This is a genomic window from Microbacterium sp. MMO-56 (genome assembly GCF_037146215.1).
Classification (GTDB): Bacteria; Actinomycetota; Actinomycetes; order Actinomycetales; family Microbacteriaceae; genus Microbacterium.
In genome coordinates this window covers 101,223-120,564 of record NZ_JBBCVW010000001.1, presented here as the reverse complement: position 1 = coordinate 120,564, position 19,342 = coordinate 101,223, and the positions used below count along the sequence as shown (strand labels likewise).

Annotated in this window: 19 protein-coding genes; 9 read left to right on the top strand and 10 right to left on the bottom strand. The window is 70.6% G+C overall.

The window, feature by feature from the left end; translation table 11 throughout:
- Positions 1-9: 9 nt before the first annotated feature.
- Complete coding sequence (locus WFI00_RS00545; protein ID WP_336631382.1) at positions 10-1,011, bottom strand: LysR family transcriptional regulator; 1,002 nt, start codon at positions 1,009-1,011, stop codon at positions 10-12.
- Positions 1,012-1,059: 48 nt separating this feature from the next.
- On the opposite strand from WFI00_RS00545, the gene WFI00_RS00540 reads away from it, so the two are divergent.
- Positions 1,060-2,115 (top strand): aminotransferase class V-fold PLP-dependent enzyme, encoded by a 1,056-nt coding sequence (locus tag WFI00_RS00540; RefSeq protein ID WP_336631383.1) that lies wholly within the window; start codon positions 1,060-1,062, stop codon positions 2,113-2,115.
- An 18-nt stretch (positions 2,116-2,133) separates the two neighbouring features.
- Here WFI00_RS00540 and WFI00_RS00535 read toward each other — a convergent pair whose 3' ends face one another.
- Genes WFI00_RS00535 through sufB form a run of 5 tightly spaced genes read right to left on the bottom strand, consistent with a single transcriptional unit; the run spans position 2,134 to position 6,215 of the window.
- Entirely contained in the window at positions 2,134-2,463 is a 330-nt protein-coding gene (locus WFI00_RS00535) for a metal-sulfur cluster assembly factor (protein ID WP_336631384.1), read from the bottom strand.
- Between the two features lie 9 nt (positions 2,464-2,472).
- Positions 2,473-3,243: a Fe-S cluster assembly ATPase SufC gene (sufC, locus tag WFI00_RS00530; RefSeq protein WP_336631385.1), complete on the bottom strand. Its 771-nt coding sequence runs from the start codon at positions 3,241-3,243 to the stop codon at positions 2,473-2,475.
- 13 nt (positions 3,244-3,256) lie between these two features.
- Entirely contained in the window at positions 3,257-3,586 is a 330-nt protein-coding gene (locus tag WFI00_RS00525) for a non-heme iron oxygenase ferredoxin subunit (protein ID WP_336631386.1), read from the bottom strand.
- Entirely contained in the window at positions 3,583-4,797 is a 1,215-nt protein-coding gene (gene sufD / locus WFI00_RS00520) for a Fe-S cluster assembly protein SufD (RefSeq protein ID WP_336631387.1), read from the bottom strand. Before sufD ends, WFI00_RS00525 begins: the two co-directional genes overlap by 4 nt.
- Complete coding sequence (gene sufB / locus WFI00_RS00515) at positions 4,797-6,215, bottom strand: Fe-S cluster assembly protein SufB (protein WP_336631388.1); 1,419 nt, start codon at positions 6,213-6,215, stop codon at positions 4,797-4,799. The genes sufD and sufB overlap by 1 nt, the downstream gene beginning before the upstream one ends.
- A gap of 265 nt (positions 6,216-6,480) precedes the next feature.
- On the opposite strand from sufB, the gene WFI00_RS00510 reads away from it, so the two are divergent.
- Entirely contained in the window at positions 6,481-7,470 is a 990-nt protein-coding gene (locus WFI00_RS00510; RefSeq protein WP_336631389.1) for a COX15/CtaA family protein, read from the top strand.
- A 133-nt stretch (positions 7,471-7,603) separates the two neighbouring features.
- A complete protein-coding gene (locus WFI00_RS00505) occupies positions 7,604-8,176 on the top strand; it encodes a hypothetical protein (protein WP_336631390.1) in 573 nt (190 codons plus the stop codon).
- 106 nt (positions 8,177-8,282) lie between these two features.
- On the opposite strand, the gene WFI00_RS00500 is transcribed toward WFI00_RS00505, so the two are convergent.
- Positions 8,283-9,140: a type IV toxin-antitoxin system AbiEi family antitoxin domain-containing protein gene (locus tag WFI00_RS00500; protein ID WP_336631391.1), complete on the bottom strand. Its 858-nt coding sequence runs from the start codon at positions 9,138-9,140 to the stop codon at positions 8,283-8,285.
- 235 nt (positions 9,141-9,375) lie between these two features.
- The gene (locus WFI00_RS00495) at positions 9,376-10,299 is read right to left on the bottom strand and encodes a heme o synthase (protein WP_336631392.1); all 924 of its coding nucleotides are present in this window, start codon (positions 10,297-10,299) and stop codon (positions 9,376-9,378) included.
- Between the two features lie 268 nt (positions 10,300-10,567).
- Between WFI00_RS00495 and tkt the strand changes: the two genes are divergently transcribed.
- From tkt to pgl, 6 genes are read left to right on the top strand one after another with little or no spacing between them, the layout of a single operon-like run.
- Positions 10,568-12,643 carry a transketolase gene (tkt, locus tag WFI00_RS00490; protein WP_336631393.1) on the top strand — a complete coding sequence of 692 codons (2,076 nt, stop codon included), beginning with the start codon at positions 10,568-10,570 and terminating at the stop codon, positions 12,641-12,643.
- The gene (gene tal, locus WFI00_RS00485) at positions 12,640-13,764 is read left to right on the top strand and encodes a transaldolase (protein ID WP_336631394.1); all 1,125 of its coding nucleotides are present in this window, start codon (positions 12,640-12,642) and stop codon (positions 13,762-13,764) included. The genes tkt and tal overlap by 4 nt, the downstream gene beginning before the upstream one ends.
- On the top strand, positions 13,761-15,389 hold the full coding sequence (locus WFI00_RS00480; RefSeq protein WP_336631395.1) for a glucose-6-phosphate isomerase: 1,629 nt from the start codon (positions 13,761-13,763) through the stop codon (positions 15,387-15,389). The genes tal and WFI00_RS00480 overlap by 4 nt, the downstream gene beginning before the upstream one ends.
- 13 nt (positions 15,390-15,402) lie before the next feature.
- Entirely contained in the window at positions 15,403-16,953 is a 1,551-nt protein-coding gene (gene zwf / locus WFI00_RS00475; RefSeq protein ID WP_336631396.1) for a glucose-6-phosphate dehydrogenase, read from the top strand.
- Positions 16,950-17,891, top strand: a complete 942-nt coding sequence (locus tag WFI00_RS00470) for a glucose-6-phosphate dehydrogenase assembly protein OpcA (protein WP_336631397.1) — start codon at positions 16,950-16,952, stop codon at positions 17,889-17,891. The genes zwf and WFI00_RS00470 overlap by 4 nt, the downstream gene beginning before the upstream one ends.
- A gap of 8 nt (positions 17,892-17,899) precedes the next feature.
- Positions 17,900-18,679 carry a 6-phosphogluconolactonase gene (pgl, locus tag WFI00_RS00465; protein WP_336631398.1) on the top strand — a complete coding sequence of 260 codons (780 nt, stop codon included), beginning with the start codon at positions 17,900-17,902 and terminating at the stop codon, positions 18,677-18,679.
- Positions 18,680-18,730: 51 nt separating this feature from the next.
- On the opposite strand, the gene WFI00_RS00460 is transcribed toward pgl, so the two are convergent.
- Together WFI00_RS00460 and secG are read right to left on the bottom strand one after the other, a co-directional pair.
- Entirely contained in the window at positions 18,731-19,087 is a 357-nt protein-coding gene (locus tag WFI00_RS00460) for an RNA polymerase-binding protein RbpA (protein WP_336631399.1), read from the bottom strand.
- Positions 19,087-19,335, bottom strand: a complete 249-nt coding sequence (secG, locus tag WFI00_RS00455; protein WP_196383956.1) for a preprotein translocase subunit SecG — start codon at positions 19,333-19,335, stop codon at positions 19,087-19,089. The genes WFI00_RS00460 and secG overlap by 1 nt, the downstream gene beginning before the upstream one ends.
- Positions 19,336-19,342: the final 7 nt, after the last annotated feature.

The window sequence follows — 19,342 nt, the reverse complement described above, 5'->3', positions numbered from 1 at the left end:
CCGTCCAGTCTAGTTCGCGGAGAGCGGCCGCCCCGGGGAGGGCGGCGCCGCGGAACCGAGCACCTGCGCGATCGTCGCGAGCGCTGCCCGTAGGGACGGGACGCGCTCGGCGTCGCGCGCCGTGACCACGTGCAGGCTCCGCGCCTCCGCGGCGGGGAGGGGCGTCGCGACGATCCCGGGGAGCGTGGGGAACGAGTCGATCGCCATGCGGGGCAGGGTGGCGACACCGATGCCCTGAGCGACGAGGCCCTCGACGGCGACGGCATTGTCGGTCTCGAAGCCGATGCGCGGCTCGAACCCCGCGCGCCCGCACAGTTCCAGCAGATGCCCGCGGCACCGGGGGCATCCCGCGATCCAGGTCTCGTCCGCGAGCGCGGCGATGTCGACCGGTGCACGTCGGTCGGCGAGCGCCGCGTGCCCGACCGGCAGGACCAGCATCAGTTCGTCGCTTCCGGCGCTGCGCACCGACAATCCCCGCGCACTCGATCCGTGCGGATCGCTGCGGTCGCCCGGATAGCTGAAGGTGAGCGCGATATCGGCGCGGTCCTCGCGGATCGCCTCGACGGCCTCGGGCGGTTCCGCCTCCACGTAGGTGAGGGTGAGTCCGGGGTGCGACGCCGCGAGCGCCGCGATCACGCGCGGAACGACGACGGGCGAGGTCGAGGGGAAGGCGACGAGGCGCACGACGCCGGTGCGCAGGCCCTGCAGCTGTGCCAGTTCCTCGCCGGCGGCCTCGAACGCGAGCATGACCGCCCCCGCGTGGCGTGCGAGGACGCGGCCCGCCTCCGTCAGCCGCACGCCGCGACCCACCCGCTCCACGACGGCGACGCCCAGACGGGTCTCGAGCCGGCGCAGGTGCTGACTGATCGCGGGTTGGCTGTAGCCGAGGGCCGCGGCCGCACCGGTGATCGAGCCGGTGTCGCCGATCGCGCGCACGATGCGCAGGCTCTGCACGTCGAGGTCGGCGGAGGGATCGAGCACGGACACATCATCCCACGGCATGCGTTTCATGCAACACCTGCCATAGACGCATGTGTTGCCGGTCGACAGGCTGGGGACATGCCCACCGCCCTCGCCACAGACGTCCTCGCCCCGCTGCGCGCCCAGTTCGACGGGAGCACCGGCTACCTCGCCGCGTGCACCGCGGGTCTGCCGACCTCCGGCACGCGTACCGCGGTGACGGCAGACCTCGCCGGTGCACCCGACGTCACGGCGTACAGCGCGGCGGTGGAGGCGTCACGGGCCGACTTCGCCCGCCTCGTCGGGGTCGGCGTGGATCGGGTGGCGATCGGGGCGCAGACCTCGGTGCAGGTCGCCGTCCTCGCCGCCGCCCTTCCGGACGGCGCGGAGGTGGTGGTGCCCGAGGACGAGTTCTCCTCCCTCGTCCTCCCCTTCGTGCACGCGGGCCGCGGCATCCGCGTCCGCACGACGCCGCTCTCGGGCCTCGCGGCGGCGATCTCCGCCGACACCGCCGTGGTCGCCTTCTCGCTCGTCCAGTCGGCGTCGGGCGAGGTCGCGGATCTGAACGCCATCTGCGCCGCGGCGGCCCGCGTGGGTGCCCGCACCGTGTGCGACGCGACTCAGGCGGTCGGGTGGATGCCCGTCGACGCGACGCGGGTCGACGCGCTCCTCTGCCACGCGTACAAGTGGCTGTGCTGCCCGCGCGGAGTGGCGTTCCTGGTGCTCGCCGAGGACTACGCGACCACCCTTCGCCCGGTGCAGGCGGGATGGTACGCCGGCGACGACCCGTGGGACGCCTGCTACGGCGGCGACGCCGAGCTCGCGTCCTGCGCACGCCGGTTCGACGTCTCCCCCGCGTGGCAGGCGTTCGTCGGCGCCGCACCGGCGCTGCGGGCGTTCGCCGACACCGACATGGCGGCGGTACAGGCGCACACGACGGGTCTCGCGGCCGCGTTCCGCGCACGCCTCGGGCTCGCCGAGCCCGCGCTGCCGAGCGCGATCGTCACCTGGCCGGACGCGACGGGGTGCGACCTCGCGCGTCTGACCGCGGCGGGGATCACGGCGTCGGGACGCAACGGACGCGCGCGCGTCGCCTTCCACGTCTTCAACGACGGCGTGGACGTCGACCTCGCGGCGCGCGCCCTGGGTCGCTGAGCGACTCGCGCCGACCCGTCAGATCGCGAAGCCGAGCGCGCGCATCATGTCGCGCCCGTCGTCGGTGATGCGCTCCGGACCCCACGGCGGCATCCACACCCAGTTGATGCGGAAGCGCTCCACGACGTCGTCGAGGGCCTGGGCCGTCTGCTCTTCGAGGACGTCCGTCAGCGGGCAGCCGGCGGAGGTCAACGTCATGTGGATGACGAGGGCGTCGTTCTCCTCGTCCCACGACAGGTCGTAGATGAGTCCGAGATCGACGACGTTGATCCCGAGCTCGGGGTCCATGACGTCCTTGAGCGCCTCGGTGACCTCGTCGTACTTCTCCGGGCTGAGCGTGGCGGTCATCCCTCGATCCTAGGCTTCGATGGGTGCAGCGGGGTCGAGGAAGCGGTCGTAGCCCTCGTTCTCGAGGCGCTCGGCGAGCTCGGGCCCACCCTCCTCGACGATCCGGCCGGCGACCATCACGTGCACGAACTGCGGCGTGATGTAGCGGAGGATGCGCGTGTAGTGCGTGATGAGCAGCACGCCGAGGTCGGTGGCCTCCTTCGCACGATTGACGCCCTCGGACACGATCTTCAGCGCGTCCACGTCGAGTCCCGAGTCGGTCTCGTCGAGCACGGCGATCGCCGGCTTGAGGAGCTCCAGCTGGAGGATCTCGTGCCGCTTCTTCTCGCCGCCGGAGAAGCCCTCGTTGACGTTGCGCTGCGCGAACTTCGGGTCCATGCGCAGGTTCTTCATCGACTCCTTGACGTCCTTCGTCCACGAGCGGATCGCCGGCGCCTCGCCGTCGATCGCGGTCTTCGCGGTGCGCAGGAAGTTGGTGACGGTCACGCCCGGGATCTCCACCGGGTACTGCATCGCGAGGAACAGCCCCGCGCGCGCCCGCTCGTCGACCGACATCTCCAGGACGTCGTCACCGTCGAGCGTGATGGTGCCCGAGGTGACGGTGTACTTGGGGTGCCCGGCGATCGTGTAGGCGAGCGTGGACTTGCCCGAGCCGTTGGGGCCCATGATCGCGTGGGTCTCCCCCGTGCGGACGGTCAGGTCCACGCCGTTGAGGATCGGGGTCTGCCCCGCCTCGGTCTCGACGGTCACGTGCAGGTCGCGGATCTCGAGAACAGCCATGTCGTTACCTTCTTCAGTTCACTTCTTTGCGGACGGCCGGGTCGATGAGGACGTCGTCCCCGTCGATGACGACCTCGTAGACGGGCACCGGCTCGTAGGCCGGCAGGTTCAGGGGGCGACCGGTGCGCAGCGAGAACTGCGAGCCGTGCGCCCAGCACTCCAGCGCCTCGCCCTCGACGAACCCGTCGGCCAGCGAGATGTCGCCGTGCGTGCACGTGTCGCCGATGGCGTGGACCTCGCCGTTGCCGTCCATCACGACGGCGATCGGCACGTCGTCGACGACCACGCGCACCGCGGTGTCCTGTTCGAGGTCGCTGAGGTTCAGCACCTTCTGTGCGCTCATTCGGATGCCTCCACGATGCTCTGGGTGAGGGCCAGCTCGGCCTCGATGGCGTCGATCAGCTCATCCTGCAGATCGGCGACACCGATCTTCTGCACGATCTCCGAGAGGAATCCGAGGACGACGAGGCGACGGGCCTCGTCGTCGGCGATTCCGCGGGCCTGCAGGTAGAACAGCTGCTCGTCGTCGAAGCGACCGGTCGCACTGGCATGGCCGGCGCCCAGGATGTCGCCCGTCTCGATCTCGAGGTTCGGGATCGAGTCGGCGCGCGCCCCGTCGGTGAGCACGAGGTTGCGGTTCGCCTCATAGGAGTCCGTCCCGGTGGCATCCGGCCCGATCAGCACGTCGCCGATCCACACGCTGCGCGCGCCCGAGCCCTGCAGGGCTCCCTTGTAGAGGACGTCGCCGACGGTGTGCGGACCCTTATGGTGGAGGTACACCTGGCTCTCGAGGTGCTGCCCCGCGTCGGCGAAGGACAGGCCGTAGAGCTTGCCGTCGGCTCCGGCTCCCGCGAGCTCCACCGAGGGGTTCACGCGCACGACACCGCCGCCGAGGCTGACGACGACGTGCGTCAGCGCGGCGTCGCGATCGACGCGCGCCTGGTGGGATGCCAGGTGCACCGCGTCGTCGTCCCAACGCTGCACCGACACCACGGTGAGCGCCGCGCCCTCGCGCACGATGATCTCGACGTTCTGGAGCTGCTGCGCCGATCCCTCGTGGCGGAGCACGACGGTGCCCCGTGAGTGCGGCTGCGCCTCGATGACGACGTGCGCGTGGGCGACGCCGCCACGACCGGTGAGCCGCACGACGACGGGCTCGTCGAGCTCGATCTCGGCGGGGATCCGGATGAGCGGAGCCTCCGCCTCCTGCGACCACGCGATCGCGCTCGCCCGGTCCTCGGGTCGGAAGACCTCGCCGCGGGGCGCGTCGCCGACGGCGAGCCTCGTCTGCTCGACCCCGGCGGGGGCCGACACCTCGACGCCGATGACGCCGTGGGGTGCGGGCTCGTCGCTCAGGATGTCGGCGATCCGCGCGAGGGGGGTGTGCTTCCAGTTGACCTCACGGCCGGTCGGCACGCCGAAGTCCGCGGGGTCGAACGAAGTGGGCCGCTCCGAGCGGGTCTGCACCGGGACGAAGGCGTCGCCGCGCAGTGCGGCCGCAGGGTCGAGGTGACCCTCCGCCGACCCGGCGGGGGTCTGAGTCGCTGTCGTCATCAGCCGACGGATCCTTCCATGCCCATCTCGATGAGCTTGTTGAGCTCGAGGGCGTACTCCATGGGCAGCTCACGTGCGATCGGCTCGATGAAGCCGCGGACGATCATGGCCATCGCCTCGTCCTCGGGCATGCCCCGGCTCATGAGGTAGAACAGCTGTTCCTCGCTGACCTTCGACACCGTGGCCTCGTGGCCGAGCTGCACGTCGTCGACGCGGATGTCGATCGCGGGATAGGTGTCCGACCGCGAGATCGTGTCGACGAGCAGCGCGTCGCAGCGCACCGTGTTGGCCGAGTGGTGCGCCTCGGGCGCGACCCTGACCTCGCCGCGGTATCCGGCGCGGCCGCCACCCCGGGCGATCGACTTCGAGACGATCGAGGACTGCGTGTAGGGCGCCATGTGGATCATCTTGGCGCCGGCGTCCTGGTGCTGCCCGGGGCCCGCGAAGGCGACGGACAGGGTCTCGCCCTTGGCGTGCTCGCCCATGAGGAAGATCGACGGGTACTTCATCGTGACCTTGGAGCCGATGTTGCCGTCGATCCACTCCATCGTCGCGCCCTCGTGGGCCACGGCCCGCTTGGTGACGAGGTTGTAGACGTTGTTCGACCAGTTCTGGATCGTCGTGTAGCGCACGCGGGCGTTCTTCTTCACGATGATCTCGACGACGGCCGAGTGCAGCGAGTCGGACTTGTAGATCGGGGCCGTGCAGCCCTCGATGTAGTGCACGTACGATCCCTCGTCCGCGATGATGAGCGTCCGCTCGAACTGGCCCATGTTCTCCGTGTTGATGCGGAAGTAGGCCTGCAGCGGGATCTCGACGTGGACGCCCGGCGGCACGTAGACGAACGAGCCGCCCGACCAGACCGCCGTGTTGAGCGCGGCGAACTTGTTGTCCCCGGCCGGGATCACGGTGCCGAAGTACTCCTCGAAGAACTCCGGGTGCTCGCGCAGCGCCGTGTCGGTGTCCATGAAGATGACACCCTGCTTCTCGAGCTCCTCGTTGATCTGGTGGTAGACCACTTCGGACTCGTACTGCGCGGCGACGCCGGCGACGAGGCGGGCGCGCTCGGCCTCGGGGATGCCGAGCTTCTCGTACGTGTTGCGGATGTCCTCGGGGAGGTCCTCCCACGACTGCGCCTGCTTCTCGGTCGAGCGCACGAAGTACTTGATGTTGTCGAAGTCGATCTCCGACAGGTCGGCACCCCAGGTGGGCATGGGCTTGCGCCCGAAGAGCTGGTGACCTTTGAGTCGGGTCTTCAGCATCCACTCCGGCTCGGCCTTCAGTGCGGAGATGTCACGCACGACGGCTTCGGAGAGGCCGCGCTTCGCGCTCGCCCCCGCCGCGTCGGGGTCGTGCCAGCCGAACTCGTAGACTCCGAGTCCGTCCAGCTCCGGTCGGTCGATGAGCACATCCGACATCGCTTGCCTCCTTCGTGCCCGGCGGTGTCATCCGCTCCGGCATTCCCTGGACCTCGTCTGGATCACGATGGAGGGTCGTGGACGGGGGTGGGATGCCGCTTTCAGGGCCGTGTGCGTCATGGATTCGCGCGCAGTTCGCGCGCCTAGACTGTGAGTGGGCCGGGCTCGCCGGGCGAGGCCGGCCCCACCATCCGAGTCTACAGGCAACGCTCCCCCCGGGGGCGGCCGGCGTCCGTCCGGGACGCGTCCCAGGAGGTCCTCTCCCATGTCCGACACCGCCGTGCTCTCGTCTGCGAGCGGCACACCCGCGACAGTCCGGAGCCGAGCGCTGCGTGCCGTCGCATGGGCGAATCTCTTCGGCAACATCGTGATCATCGGCACCGGCGGCGCCGTGCGCCTGACCGGCTCCGGCCTCGGCTGCGACACCTGGCCGCTGTGCACCGAGGGGTCGCTGACCCCGACGCCCGCGCTCGTCAGCGAGGGCGTGCACTCGCTCATCGAGTTCGGCAACCGGATGATGAGCCCCCTCCTCGGACTCCTCGCCCTGGCGCTGCTGATCCTCGTCTGGCGCGAGCGCGCCACGCGCCGTGATGCGTTCGTCCTGGCCTGGATCGTGATGGGCGGCATCGTGGCCCAGGCGTTCGTCGGCGGGATCACCGTCTGGACGGGCCTCAACCCCTTCATCGTGGGATTCCACTACGTCGCGTCTCTGGTGCTGGTCTGCGTGTGCGCCGCCCTCGTCGTGCGCCTCTATGCACCGAGCGGGCCGCGCCTGCGCGCCACGCCGCGGTGGTACGCGATCACGACGCACGTGACGACGCTCGTCCTCGCCGTGACGATCGCCTTCGGCGTGCTCACCACCGGTGCGGGGCCGCACTCCGGAGATGCCGAGGCCGGCCGCAACGGCTTCGACGCGACGATCCTCGAGCACGTGCACGCCTGGCCCGGATACCTCCTCTTCGCGCTGACCATCCTGCTCACCGTCGTCGCCTGGCGTCAGGCGCTGCCGACCAGGCGCTGGATCACGGTGCTCCTCGTCATCGAGCTCGTCCAGATCGCCGTGGGGCTCTACCAGGCGCGAAACGGCGTCCCGCCGCTCGCCGTCGGTGCACACATGATCCTCGCCGCGCTCACCGCCGCCGCCATGACCGTCGTGGTGCTGAGACTCAAGGCCCCCGCGCCCTCGGACGTGGCGTCGCAGCCGGGAGCCGGCCCGGCCCCGCGGGCCGCCGCCTCGAGCGGCGCGTCGGCGTAGCGGTCGGCCACGGCGCCGGGTTCGGCCGAGCGATCCACAGCATCCTCATAGGCGACGCATCAGCCCTACCATGGTGCTTCGCAGATAGTCGAATGGACGTCGCGTGTGCGACGCCACGACCGAAGGAGCCTTCATGTCCACCACCCGCCTCAGCCGCAGCACCCCGTTCTGGGTGCTCGTGGGCGGATCCGTCGTCACGATCGCCGGCGGCGCCTACCTCCTCGTCTCGAAGCTGACGCTCATGGCGTCGACGCTCACCGACGGCACCGCGACCGGCGTCGAGGTCTACGCCGGTCAGATCTGGGCCGTCCTCGGCGCCATCCTCGTCGGCGTGGGTGCGATCGGTCTCGCCCTCGCCCTCACCCTCGGCGCACTGCGCACGATCGTCGCCCCTGCCCCCGCCGTCTGGGAGGAGGAGGTCGTCGAGATCGACGCTCCCGCGTTCGTCGAGGCGCCCGCCTCCGAGGGCGACGTGTCGCTCGCTGCTGCGGAGACCGCACCGGAGACCCGTGCCGCCGCCCGCGCCGCATCGGCCGAGTCGTCCGAGCCCGTCGAGACCTCCGAGCCTGTCGAGGCATCCGAGCCCGTCGAGACGCCCGCGGCCGAGGCGTCGAAGCCCGTCATCGCCTTCGGCGACGAGGCCACCGCGTCCGAGTCCTCGACCGGGGCTTCCGACCCCGACGCGACGGGGACGACCACGCGCTGACGCACCCCCGGGCCTGAGACCCTCACGAGCGGAGATCTGCACACCTGCGGATGCCTCACCGGCATCCGACCGCAGGAGTGCAGGTCTCCGCTTCTGCGTGCGGGGGTCAGGGCGCACGATGGAGCCCCTGAGCCACCGCGCGCATGATCGCGTCCTGCACCTGAGGCCAGTCCGAGACGACCTGCGCATACGTGAACCGCAGGACGTGGTAGCCGAGCAGCATCAACCGCGCATCGTGCCGCAGGTCCTCCGAACGCTGTGCGTCGACGTGATGGCCGCCGTCGAGCTGCACCACGAGCCGCTCGCCGATGAGGACATCCACGCGGTGACCGTCGATCCAGATCTGGGTCAGGATGCGCACACGCAACCAGCGCAGGCGCACTCGGAACAGCGTCTCCAGCCCGGAGTCGGAGTAGTCCTGCGCCGCGACGAGCACAGAACGCGCCGCCGGCCCGAGCGGCAGGCGCTCGAGCGCCGCTCGGTCGGCCCTCCCCTGCCGCAGCGCGGACTCCCAGACGACGACAGCGTCCTCGAAAGGCTGACACGAGGCCACCGCGGCCAGGACGTTCTCGATCGGATCGACCAGAGCGCCCGGAGGCCGCGGCACGAGCGGTCTCGACCAGTGCACCGTCGCCGCGGTCGGTGCGACCCCGCCTCGATGGGGTTCGGCCGCGACGTGGCGGCGGTCTTCACGCAGCACCCACAGGCCGTCGCGCCGCGCCTGGGTGATGCAGCTCAACACGACGCCGTGGCGCGCGGCCGCGACGAGTTCGGGATCCGCGGTCGGCACCGCGACCCACCCGCGCCGCACGCGCCGAAGCTCACCCCGGTCGACCGCCGCGGCGATCCGTGATCGCGAGAATCCCGCCTCGATGAGCGACGGGGTGCGCGCGACACCGCCGAGCGCGCTCACCCCTCGCACGACGTCGGAGGTCGAGCGGGGCACCTCCCTGTGGCGTGGCATGTCGCCATCCTCGCCGCCCACCCGCACACCCGTGGCGTCGTGGACCTCGACCGTGGACAAGTCGGCGAAGCCCGCGCCTGGGGAGTGCTCGACGCGGGCCCGCAGCCCGCGTACGCAGCCACGGAGAATCACACTCCTGCGGATCCTCCGGCCTCAGGTCTCCGCAGATGTGCAGATCCCCGCAGATGCGCGCCCGGCGCGCCGCCGCAGCCACCCACCCGAGGCGGGCGCGGATTCAGAAGGGAAGCAGGGGGTCGACCGCGATCGCGACGAACAGGAGCGTCAGATAGGTGATCGAGGCGTGGAACACGCGCATCGGGCGGATCTGCTCGCCGCGCACCGCACGGTTGTACAGCACGTGGGACTCCACGATGAACCATCCGCCGAAGACGACGGCCGACACGGTGTACACGAGCCCCATGTGGGCGACCGGGATGAGCAGCAGCGACGAGGCCACCGTCGCCCAGGCGTAGAGGATGACCTGCAGCCCCACCTGCAGGCCGTCGCGGGTCGCGCCGAGCATCGGGACGTCGGCCTCCTGGTAGTCGCCCTTGTACTTCATCGAGAGCGGCCAGTAGTGCGGCGGGGTCCAGAGGAAGACGAGGAGGAACAGGATGAACGGCGTCCAGGTGAGGGATCCGGTCACCGCGGACCAGCCGATGAGCACCGGGAAGCAGCCCGCGATGCCGCCCCACACGATGTTCTGCTCGGTGCGGCGCTTGAGGAGCATCGTGTAGACGACGACGTAGAAGAAGATGGCGGCGACGCTGAGCGCGGCCGCGAGCCAGTTCGTGGTCACGAACAGCCAGACCGTGGATGCCACCGCGAGCGTCCACGCGAAGATGAGAGCCGCGCGCGGCGACACCTCCCCCGTCACGATCGGGCGGTTCTCCGTGCGATGCATGTGCGCATCGATGTCGCGGTCGAGGTACATGTTGAACGTGGCGGCCGAGCCGGCGCTCATCGCCCCTCCGACGACGGTCGCGAGCACGAGCCACAGGTTCGGGACGCCGCCCTGCGCGAGGATCATGACGGGAACGGTCGTGACGAGGAGGAGCTCGAGCACGCGAGGCTTCGTCAGCGCGACGTACGCCCGGATGGTGCGACCGAGGGGGCGACGCCCGGCGTCGACAGCTCCGGAGACGCTCGACTGCACCATTCCGCGGATCCCCTCTTTCGGCCTCCCCCAGTGTAGGCCACGGCATCCGGCACCTCGGCGCGCCGGAGTCACCGCCGCTTCGGGCACTCCCGGTCGATTTGCAGTTGTTGACCACAAATTGTGTCGATCCGCGTCTCACATGGCCTGCAGGGCATGCCACTTCGCTAAGCTGGCAGGGCAGGCGGCCCGAACGCCGGTGAGCCCGACCCGTCGTCGCGCCCCGGCCTGGATCTCGGTCGCAACACCTCTCCGTATGAAAGGGCACCACGTGTCGGAACTGGTTTGGGACGAGATCGATCGCCGCGCGGTGGACACCGCGCGCGTGCTGGCGGCGGACGCCGTGGAGAAGGTGGGCAACGGCCACCCCGGCACGGCGATGAGTCTGGCACCCGCCGCGTACCTGCTCTACCAGCGCGTGCTGCGCCACGACCCGTCTGACACGCACTGGCTCGGCCGCGACCGCTTCATCCTCTCGGCGGGTCACTCCTCGCTCACGCAGTACGTGCAGCTCTACCTCGGCGGGTTCGGCCTGGAGCTGTCGGACCTCGAGGCGCTGCGCACGTGGGGGTCGCTGACCCCGGGCCACCCCGAGTACGGACACACCAAGGGTGTCGAGATCACGACCGGACCCCTGGGCCAGGGGCTCGCCTCGGCGGTGGGCTTCGCGTACGCGGCGCGCTACGAGCGGGGCCTGTTCGACCCCGAGGCACCCGCGGGCGAGAGCCCGTTCGACCACTACGTGTACGTCGTCGCGGGCGACGGCGACCTGCAGGAGGGCGTCACCTCCGAGGCGTCGAGCCTGGCGGGTCACCAGGAGCTCGGCAACCTGATCGCGATCTACGACTCGAACCAGATCTCGATCGAGGACGACACGAACGTCGCCTTCACCGAGGACGTCGCGAAGCGCTACGAGGCCTACGGCTGGCAGGTGCAGGTCGTCGACTGGAAGAAGACCGGCGAGTACGTCGAGGACGCCGCTGAGCTGTACGCGGCGATCGAGGCGGCGAAGGGCGAGACCGCCAAGCCGTCCCTCATCATCCTGAAGACGATCATCGGATGGCCGAGCCCCGGCAAGCAGAACACCGGCAAGATCCACGGATCGGCCCTCGGCGCCGACGAGCTCGCCGCCACCAAGAAGGTCCTCGGCTTCGATCCCGAGAAGTCCTTCGTCGTCGCCGACGACGTCATCGCCCACACCCGCGCCCTGAAGGACCGCGCCGCCGAGGCCCGCGCGGCCTGGCAGAAGGACTTCGACGCGTGGGCCTCGGCGAACCCCGAGCGCAAGGCCCTCCTCGATCGCCTCGAGGCCGGCGAGCTGCCCGCGGACCTCTCCGCCCCGTCGTTCACGGCGGGCAAGGACGTCTCCACCCGCGCCGCGTCCGGCCAGGTCATCAACGCCCTCGCCGCCCAGCTCCTCGAGCTGTGGGGCGGTTCGGCCGACCTCGCCGAGTCGAACCTGACCACGATCAAGGATGCCAAGAGCTTCATCCCGGCCGAGTGGTCGACCCACGAGTGGTCGGGCGACCCCTACGGCCGCGTGCTGCACTTCGGCATCCGCGAGCACGCGATGGGCGCCATCGTCAACGGCATCAAGCTGCACGGCCCGACGCGCCCCTTCGGCGGCACGTTCCTGATCTTCAGCGACTACATGCGCCCGCCGGTGCGTCTGGCCGCCCTGATGGACATCCCGTCGGTGTTCGTCTGGACGCACGACTCCGTCGCCCTCGGCGAGGACGGACCCACCCACCAGCCGATCGAGCAGCTGTCCACGCTGCGCCTGATCCCGAACTTCACCGTGGTGCGCCCCGCCGACGCGAACGAGACCTCCGCCGCCTGGCTCGAGATCGTGCGCCGGACCTCGGGATCGCCGGTCGGCATCGCCCTCACCCGCCAGAACGTCCCGACGTTCCCCCGCGGCGAGCAGGGCTTCGCGACCACCGACGGCGTCGCGAAGGGCGCGTACGTCCTCGTCGATGCGGAGGGCACCCCCGACGTCATCCTCGTCGCGACCGGCTCCGAGGTCCAGCTCGCCGTGCAGGCGCGCGAGACCCTGGCCGCCGAGGGCATCCAGGCCCGCGTCGTCTCGGCCCCCTCGCTGGAGTGGTTCGCCGAGCAGGACGAGGAGTACCGCGAGTCGGTGCTCCCCGCCGCGATCACGGCGCGCGTGTCGGTCGAGGCCGGGTCGACGCCGCTGTGGCGCGGCATCGTCGGCGACCGTGGCCGCAGCGTCGGCATCGACCACTTCGGCGCATCCGCCGACTACAAGACCCTGTTCGAGAAGTTCGGCGTCACCGCCGACGCGGTCGTCGAGGCGGCCCGCGCAACTGTCAAGGAGAACGCATGAGCACCCCCACGCAGCAGCTGTCCGAGGCCGGCGTCAGCATCTGGCTCGACGACCTGTCCCGCTCGCGCATCGACTCCGGCAACCTCGCCGAGCTGATCGAGACGCGCAACGTCACGGGCGTGACGACGAACCCGTCGATCTTCCAGGCCGCCATCGGCAACCAGAACGACGACTCGTACGACGCCCCGCTCGCCGCCCTCGCCGCCTCCGGCGCCGATGTCGACACGGCGATCTTCGAGCTCACGACGACCGACGTGCGGGATGCCGCGGACATCTTCCGCCCCGTCTACGACGCCACCGGCGGCCTCGACGGTCGCGTGTCGATCGAAGTCTCCCCCGACCTCGCGCACGACACCGACGGCACCAGCGCCGAGGCGAAGAAGCTCTGGGAGAAGGTCGGCCGCGACAACGCGCTGATCAAGATCCCCGCGACCAAGGCGGGTCTGCCCGCGATCACCGCGACCCTCGCCGAGGGCATCTCCGTCAACGTCACGCTCATCTTCTCCCTCGAGCGCTACAGCGAGGTCATCGATGCGTACCTCGCCGGCCTCGAGCAGGCGAAGGCGAACGGCCACGACCTCGCCGGGATCCACTCCGTGGCGTCGTTCTTCGTCTCGCGCGTGGACACCGAGGTCGACAAGCGGCTCTCGGCGTTCGAGAGCGAGGATGCCGAGGCCCTGAAGTCCAAGGCCGGCGTCGCGAACGCGCGCCTCGCCTACGAGCTCTTCGAGAAGCGCTTCGCCGAGCAGCGCGCACAGGAGCTCATCGCCGCCGGCGGCAACGTGCAGCGCCCGCTGTGGGCCTCCACCGGCGTCAAGGACCCGGCGCTCCCCGACACGCTCTACGTCACCGAGCTCGTCGCCGCCGGCACGGTCAACACCATGCCGGAGAAGACCCTCGAGGCGACCTTCGACCACGGCGTCGTCACCGGCGACACCATCACCGACGGCTACGAGGACGCGCGTCTCGTCTTCGCGCAGCTCGCCGAGCTCGGCATCGACATCACCGACGTCACCCAGCTGCTCGAGGACGAAGGCGTCGCGAAGTTCATCGCGTCCTGGCACGACCTGCAGAAGACCGTCGCCGCCGCGCTCGCGGAGGCTCCGGAGACCGCCCGGTGAGCTTCGAGATCCACGTCTCGGGCCACGTCAAGAACGTCGTCGAGTACACCCTTCCGGGCCTCGTCGACGATCTCGTCGCCAGCGGCATCACCGCCGGCGACGCCGACCTGTGGGGTCCCGACGCCGCCGCCGAGGCGGCGCACCGGCTCGGCTGGGTGAACGCGGTCAGCGTCTCGCGCCCGCTCGTGCCCGAGATCCTGGATCTGCGCGCCGCCCTGGTGGCACGCGGCATCACGCGGGTGGTGCTCGCGGGCATGGGCGGCTCGTCGCTCGCCCCCGAGGTCATCGCCGCCACGGCGGGAGTCCCGCTCGTGGTCCTGGACTCGACCGCGCCGGGCCAGGTGCTCGCCGCGATCGACGGTGACGCCGAGCAGGGCGGGCTCGCGCAGACCGTCCTGGTCGTGTCGTCCAAGTCCGGTTCGACCGTCGAGACCGACTCGGCACGGCGGGCGTTCGAGGCCGCGTGGCGCGACCTGGGGATCGACCCCGCGGAGCACATCGTCGTCGTCACCGACCCGGGGTCGCCGCTGGAGGAGTCCGCTCGTGCGGCGGGCTACCGCGTCTTCACGGCGGACCCCGAGGTCGGCGGACGCTACTCAGCCCTCACCGCATTCGGTCTCGTCCCCGCCGGACTCGCCGGCGTCGACATCTCCGAACTGCTCGACGAGGCGGAGGCCACGCTGCTGGAGGTCGCGATCGACGACCCCCGCAACCCGGCCCTCGTGCTCGCCGCCGCGATCGCGGGCTCCGAGCCCGGATCGGCCCGGCGCGACAAGATCGGCCTCGTCACGGACGGCACCCACATCGTCGGACTCCCCGACTGGATCGAGCAGCTCGTCGCCGAGTCGACGGGCAAGAACGGCACCGGCATCCTGCCCGTGGTCCTGCTGCCGGTCTCGCCGGAGGTGGACGAGACCCCCGCCGACCTGCAGATCGTGCGGTTGGTCGACGACGCCGTGCACTTCCAGCTGATCGAGCAGTACCCCGACCAGGTGCTCGTCAGCGGCTCGCTCGGCGCGCAGTTCGTCGTCTGGGAGTATGCGACGGCGATCGCCGGCCGTCTCCTCGGGATCGATCCGTTCGACCAGCCCGATGTGGAATCGGCGAAGGAGTCCGCTCGCGGGCTCCTCGACGCGCGTCCCGCCGTCCCGCCGCCCGCGTTCGTCGAGGGCGATGTGGAGGTCCGGGTCTCCGACCCCGCCCTGGCCGCCTCGGGAGACCTCGCCGGCGTGCTGGATGCCCTGTGGGCGCGACTGGGCCCGACCGGGTACGTCGCCATCCAGGCCTACGTCGACCGTCTCGCCGTCCCGCAGCTGGCCGGACTGCGTGAACTCGTCGCCGCCGACAGCGGCCGCCCCACGACCTTTGGATGGGGACCGCGGTTCCTCCACTCGACGGGCCAGTACCACAAGGGCGGCCCCGCAGAGGGGGTGTTCCTCCAGATCCTCGGGTCGGACGACGTCGACCTGGAGATCCCGGGGCGCCCGTTCACGTTCGGCGCGCTGATCGCCGCCCAGGCGGCCGGAGACGCCGCCGTCCTGGTCGCGCACGGCCGCCCCGTCGTGACCCTCACCCTGACCGACCCGCAGACCGACGTGCTCGCGCTCTTCGACGCGGCACAGTAGGAGCACTCCCCCGATGCCTATCGAGATCTCGCGCGGGCACAATCCCCTGCGCGACCCCGATGACCGCCGTCTGAGCCGGATCGCCGGCCCGAGCGCGCTGGTCATCTTCGGCGTGACCGGAGACCTGTCACGCAAGAAGCTCATGCCCGCCGTGTACGACCTGGCCAACCGCGGCCTGCTGCCCCCGGGCTTCGCGCTCGTCGGCTTCGCGCGACGGGACTGGGCCGACCAGGACTTCGCGAACGTCGTCCACGACGCCGTCCGCCAGTACGCGCGCACCCCGTTCCGCGAGGAGACGTGGAAGCAGCTCCTGCAGGGCATCCGCTTCGTCTCCGGAGAGTTCGGCGACGACGACGCGTTCCGCCGGCTGCGCGAGACGGTCGACGAGCTGGACGCGGAGCGCGGCACGATGGGCAACCACGCGTTCTACCTGTCGATCCCGCCGAAGGACTTCCCTATCGTCGCGAGGCAGCTGAAGCAGTCGGGCCTCGTCGACGACAAGTCGACCAACCCGGACGCCTGGCGTCGCGTCGTCATCGAGAAGCCGTTCGGATCGGACCTGCAGACCGCGCGCGAGCTCAACGCCGCCCTGGAGGTCGCCTTCCCCGCCGACTCGATCTTCCGGATCGACCACTATCTCGGCAAGGAGACCGTCCAGAACATCCTGGCGCTCCGCTTCGCCAACGAACTGTTCGAGCCCATCTGGAACGCGAACTACGTCGACCACGTGCAGATCACGATGGCCGAGGACATCGGAGTCGGCGGTCGCGCGGGCTACTACGACGGGATCGGCGCCGCGCGCGACGTCATCCAGAACCACCTCCTGCAGCTCCTGGCGCTCACCGCGATGGAGGAGCCCATCTCGATGGATGCCACCGACCTGCGCGCCGAGAAGGAGAAGGTCCTCGCGGCGGTGCGCGTGCCCGCGGACCTCGCCACGGCGACCGCACGCGGCCAGTACGGCGGCGGCTGGCAGGGCGGCGAAGAGGTCACCGCCTTCCTCGACGAGGAGGGGATGAACCCCGCGTCCACGACCGAGACCTACGCGGCCGTGAAGCTCGAGATCGCGACGAGGCGCTGGGCCGGCGTGCCGTTCTACCTGCGGACGGGCAAGCGCCTGGGTCGCCGGGTGACGGAGATCGCCGTCGTCTTCAAGCGCGCGCCGCAGCACCTGTTCCAGCGCAACCAGACCCTCGAGATGGGCCAGAACGCGCTCGTCATCCGTGTCCAGCCCGACGAGGGCGTCACGATCCGGTTCGGCTCGAAGGTGCCGGGCGCCGCGAACGAGGTCCGCGACGTGACGATGGACTTCGGCTACGGCCACGCGTTCACCGAGTCGAGCCCCGAGGCGTACGAGCGTCTGATCCTCGACGTGCTGCTCGGCGACCCGCCGCTGTTCCCCCGGCATCAGGAGGTCGAGCTGTCCTGGAAGATCCTCGACCCGGTCGAGGAGTTCTGGGCCGCCGAGGGCGGTCCGCTCGAGCAGTACTCCCCCGGTTCCTGGGGTCCCCCGTCCGCCGATGAGCTCCTGGCCCGTGACGGCCGCGTCTGGAGGCGCCCGTGATCGTCGACCTGCCCGACACGACGGTGTCGAAGATCGCCCGCTCCCTCGTGAGCGTGCGCGAAGAGGGCGGAGCGGTCGCGCTCGGCCGCGTGCTCACCCTCATCATCGTGACGACCCACGGTCTGCACGAAGAGGCCATCGAGGCGGCGAACGACGCCTCGCGCGAGCACCCGATGCGCGTCATCGTGCTCATCAGCCACCCGGAGGGCGACGCACGTCTGGACGCCCAGATCCGCGTGGGCGGCGATGCGGGAGCCAGCGAGGTCGTGGTGCTGCGTGCCCACGGCGGCGCGGCCACGAACCAGGAGAGTCTCGTGACGGGCCTGCTCCTCCCCGACGCGCCGGTGGTCGCGTGGTGGCCCGACTATCCGCCCGCCGAGCCCTCCACGTCGGAGGTGGGCCGCATGGCTCAGCGCCGCATCACGGATGCCTCGACGAAGCCGTTCACGAAGGACCGCCTGTCGCAGCTCGGCGACTCCTACGCCCCCGGCGACACCGACCTCGCCTGGACGCGGCTCACGCATTGGCGCGAGCAGCTGGCCGCGGTGCTCGACCAGCCCCCGTACGAGGAGGTCACCGCCGTCGAGGTGGTCGGCGCGGGCAGTTCGCCCTCGACCGGTCTGCTCGCCGCGTGGCTGCGCCTCCAGCTCGACGTGCCGGTCGTCTGGCGCTATTCGGTGCCCGAGGACTGGTCCCACGGCATCCAGAGCGTGCGTCTCAGCCGGGCGAGCGGGGACATCGTCCTCGAGCGCAGCAACGACATCGACGCCACTCTGACGCAGCCGGGACAGCCGTCGCACGACATCGTCCTGCCGCGCCGGACCCTGCGGGAATGCCTGGCCGAGGAGCTCCGCAGACTCGACCCGGACGTCCTGTATGGTCGAGTGATCACGGAAGGCTGGGAGCTGCTCGGGCCCCCCACCTCTTCCCCGTCCTAGGAGTTCCGATGGCGCAGTTGTGGACCGAGAAGCGGGTGGTGATCAGCTCCGACGCGGCCGCACTCGCGCACGATGTCGCGGAACGGCTGATGGTGCGCCTGATCCGTCGTTCGGCGGGCGGGAAGACCTCGCACCTGGCTCTCACCGGGGGATCGATCGGCACCGAGGTGCTGCGCGCCGCCGGCGCGCACCCGCGGCGCTCCGAGGTCGACTGGTCGAAGGTGCACCTGTGGTGGGGCGACGAGCGCTTCGTCCCCGCGGACGACGACGAGCGCAACGATCTCGCGGCGCGCCGCGCGTTCATCGACCACATCGACATCCCCGCGCAGAACGTGCACGCGATGGCCACGAGCGACGACGCCGGCGACATGGCGGAGGTCGTGTCGGCGTACACGGCGGAGCTCGCCTCCTTCGGCGACGACGAGCAGCCGTGGCCGCCGTTCTACCTGTGCTTCCTGGGTGTGGGGCCCGACGGACACATCGCGTCGCTCTTCCCGGACCGGGGCGAGATCCAGGTCACGGATCGGCCGGTGGTCGCCGTCCACGATGCCCCCAAGCCGCCGGCGGACCGCATCACCCTGACGCGTCCGGTCATCAACTCCGCGCGCTGCGTGTGGCTGGTCGTGTCGGGCACGGACAAGGCATCCGCTCTCGGCCTCGCCCTCGCGGGCGCGAGCTACGAGACCGTCCCCGCCGCGGGGGCCAAGGGGCGGCGACGCACGATGTTCTTCATCGACGAGGACGCGGCGACCAACGTCCCCGTGGAGCTCATCGACCAGGAGTTCTGAGCCGGAGCGGATCGCTCCTCCGCGCCGGTGACCGACGCGGGCCGGCGCGGGTCAGGCCTGGCCGCGGCGCTCGCGCAGCTGCTGGAGCGCGTCGTCGAGGAGGGCGTCCGCCTCTTCCTCGGTGCGACGCTCCTTCACGTAGGCGAGGTGTGTCTTGTACGGCTCGGTCTTGGCCACCGCGGGCGGATTGTCCTTGTCGCGCCCGGCCGGAAGACCCGAGTGCGGGGAGTCGATGACCTCGGGGATCTCCTCCTCGGCGATGCCGGCCGCGAAGTAGCGGACGGTCTCGTTGCCGAGGGCGTCCCAGTACGACACGGCGAGCCGGTCGGCGTGGTGTCCGTGGTCCTGCTCGCCCATCGGGCCCGCGCCGACGCGCGTACCCCGGATCGCGTTTCCTCCGGTTGCCATCAGATCCCCTGGAATTTCGTGATCAGGCCGAGGGCCACGATCGAGACGAACCACACGAGCGCGAGCACGACCGTGAACCTGTTCAGGTTGCGCTCCGCGAGACCCGACGAGCCCATCGCAGAACTCATGCCGCCGCCGAACATGTCGGACAGGCCGCCGCCGCGGCCCTTGTGCAGGAGGATCAGCAGGGTCAGCAGGAGGCTGGTGATGCCCAGCACCACCTGCATGACGAACTCGAGGATGTCCACAGTGGAT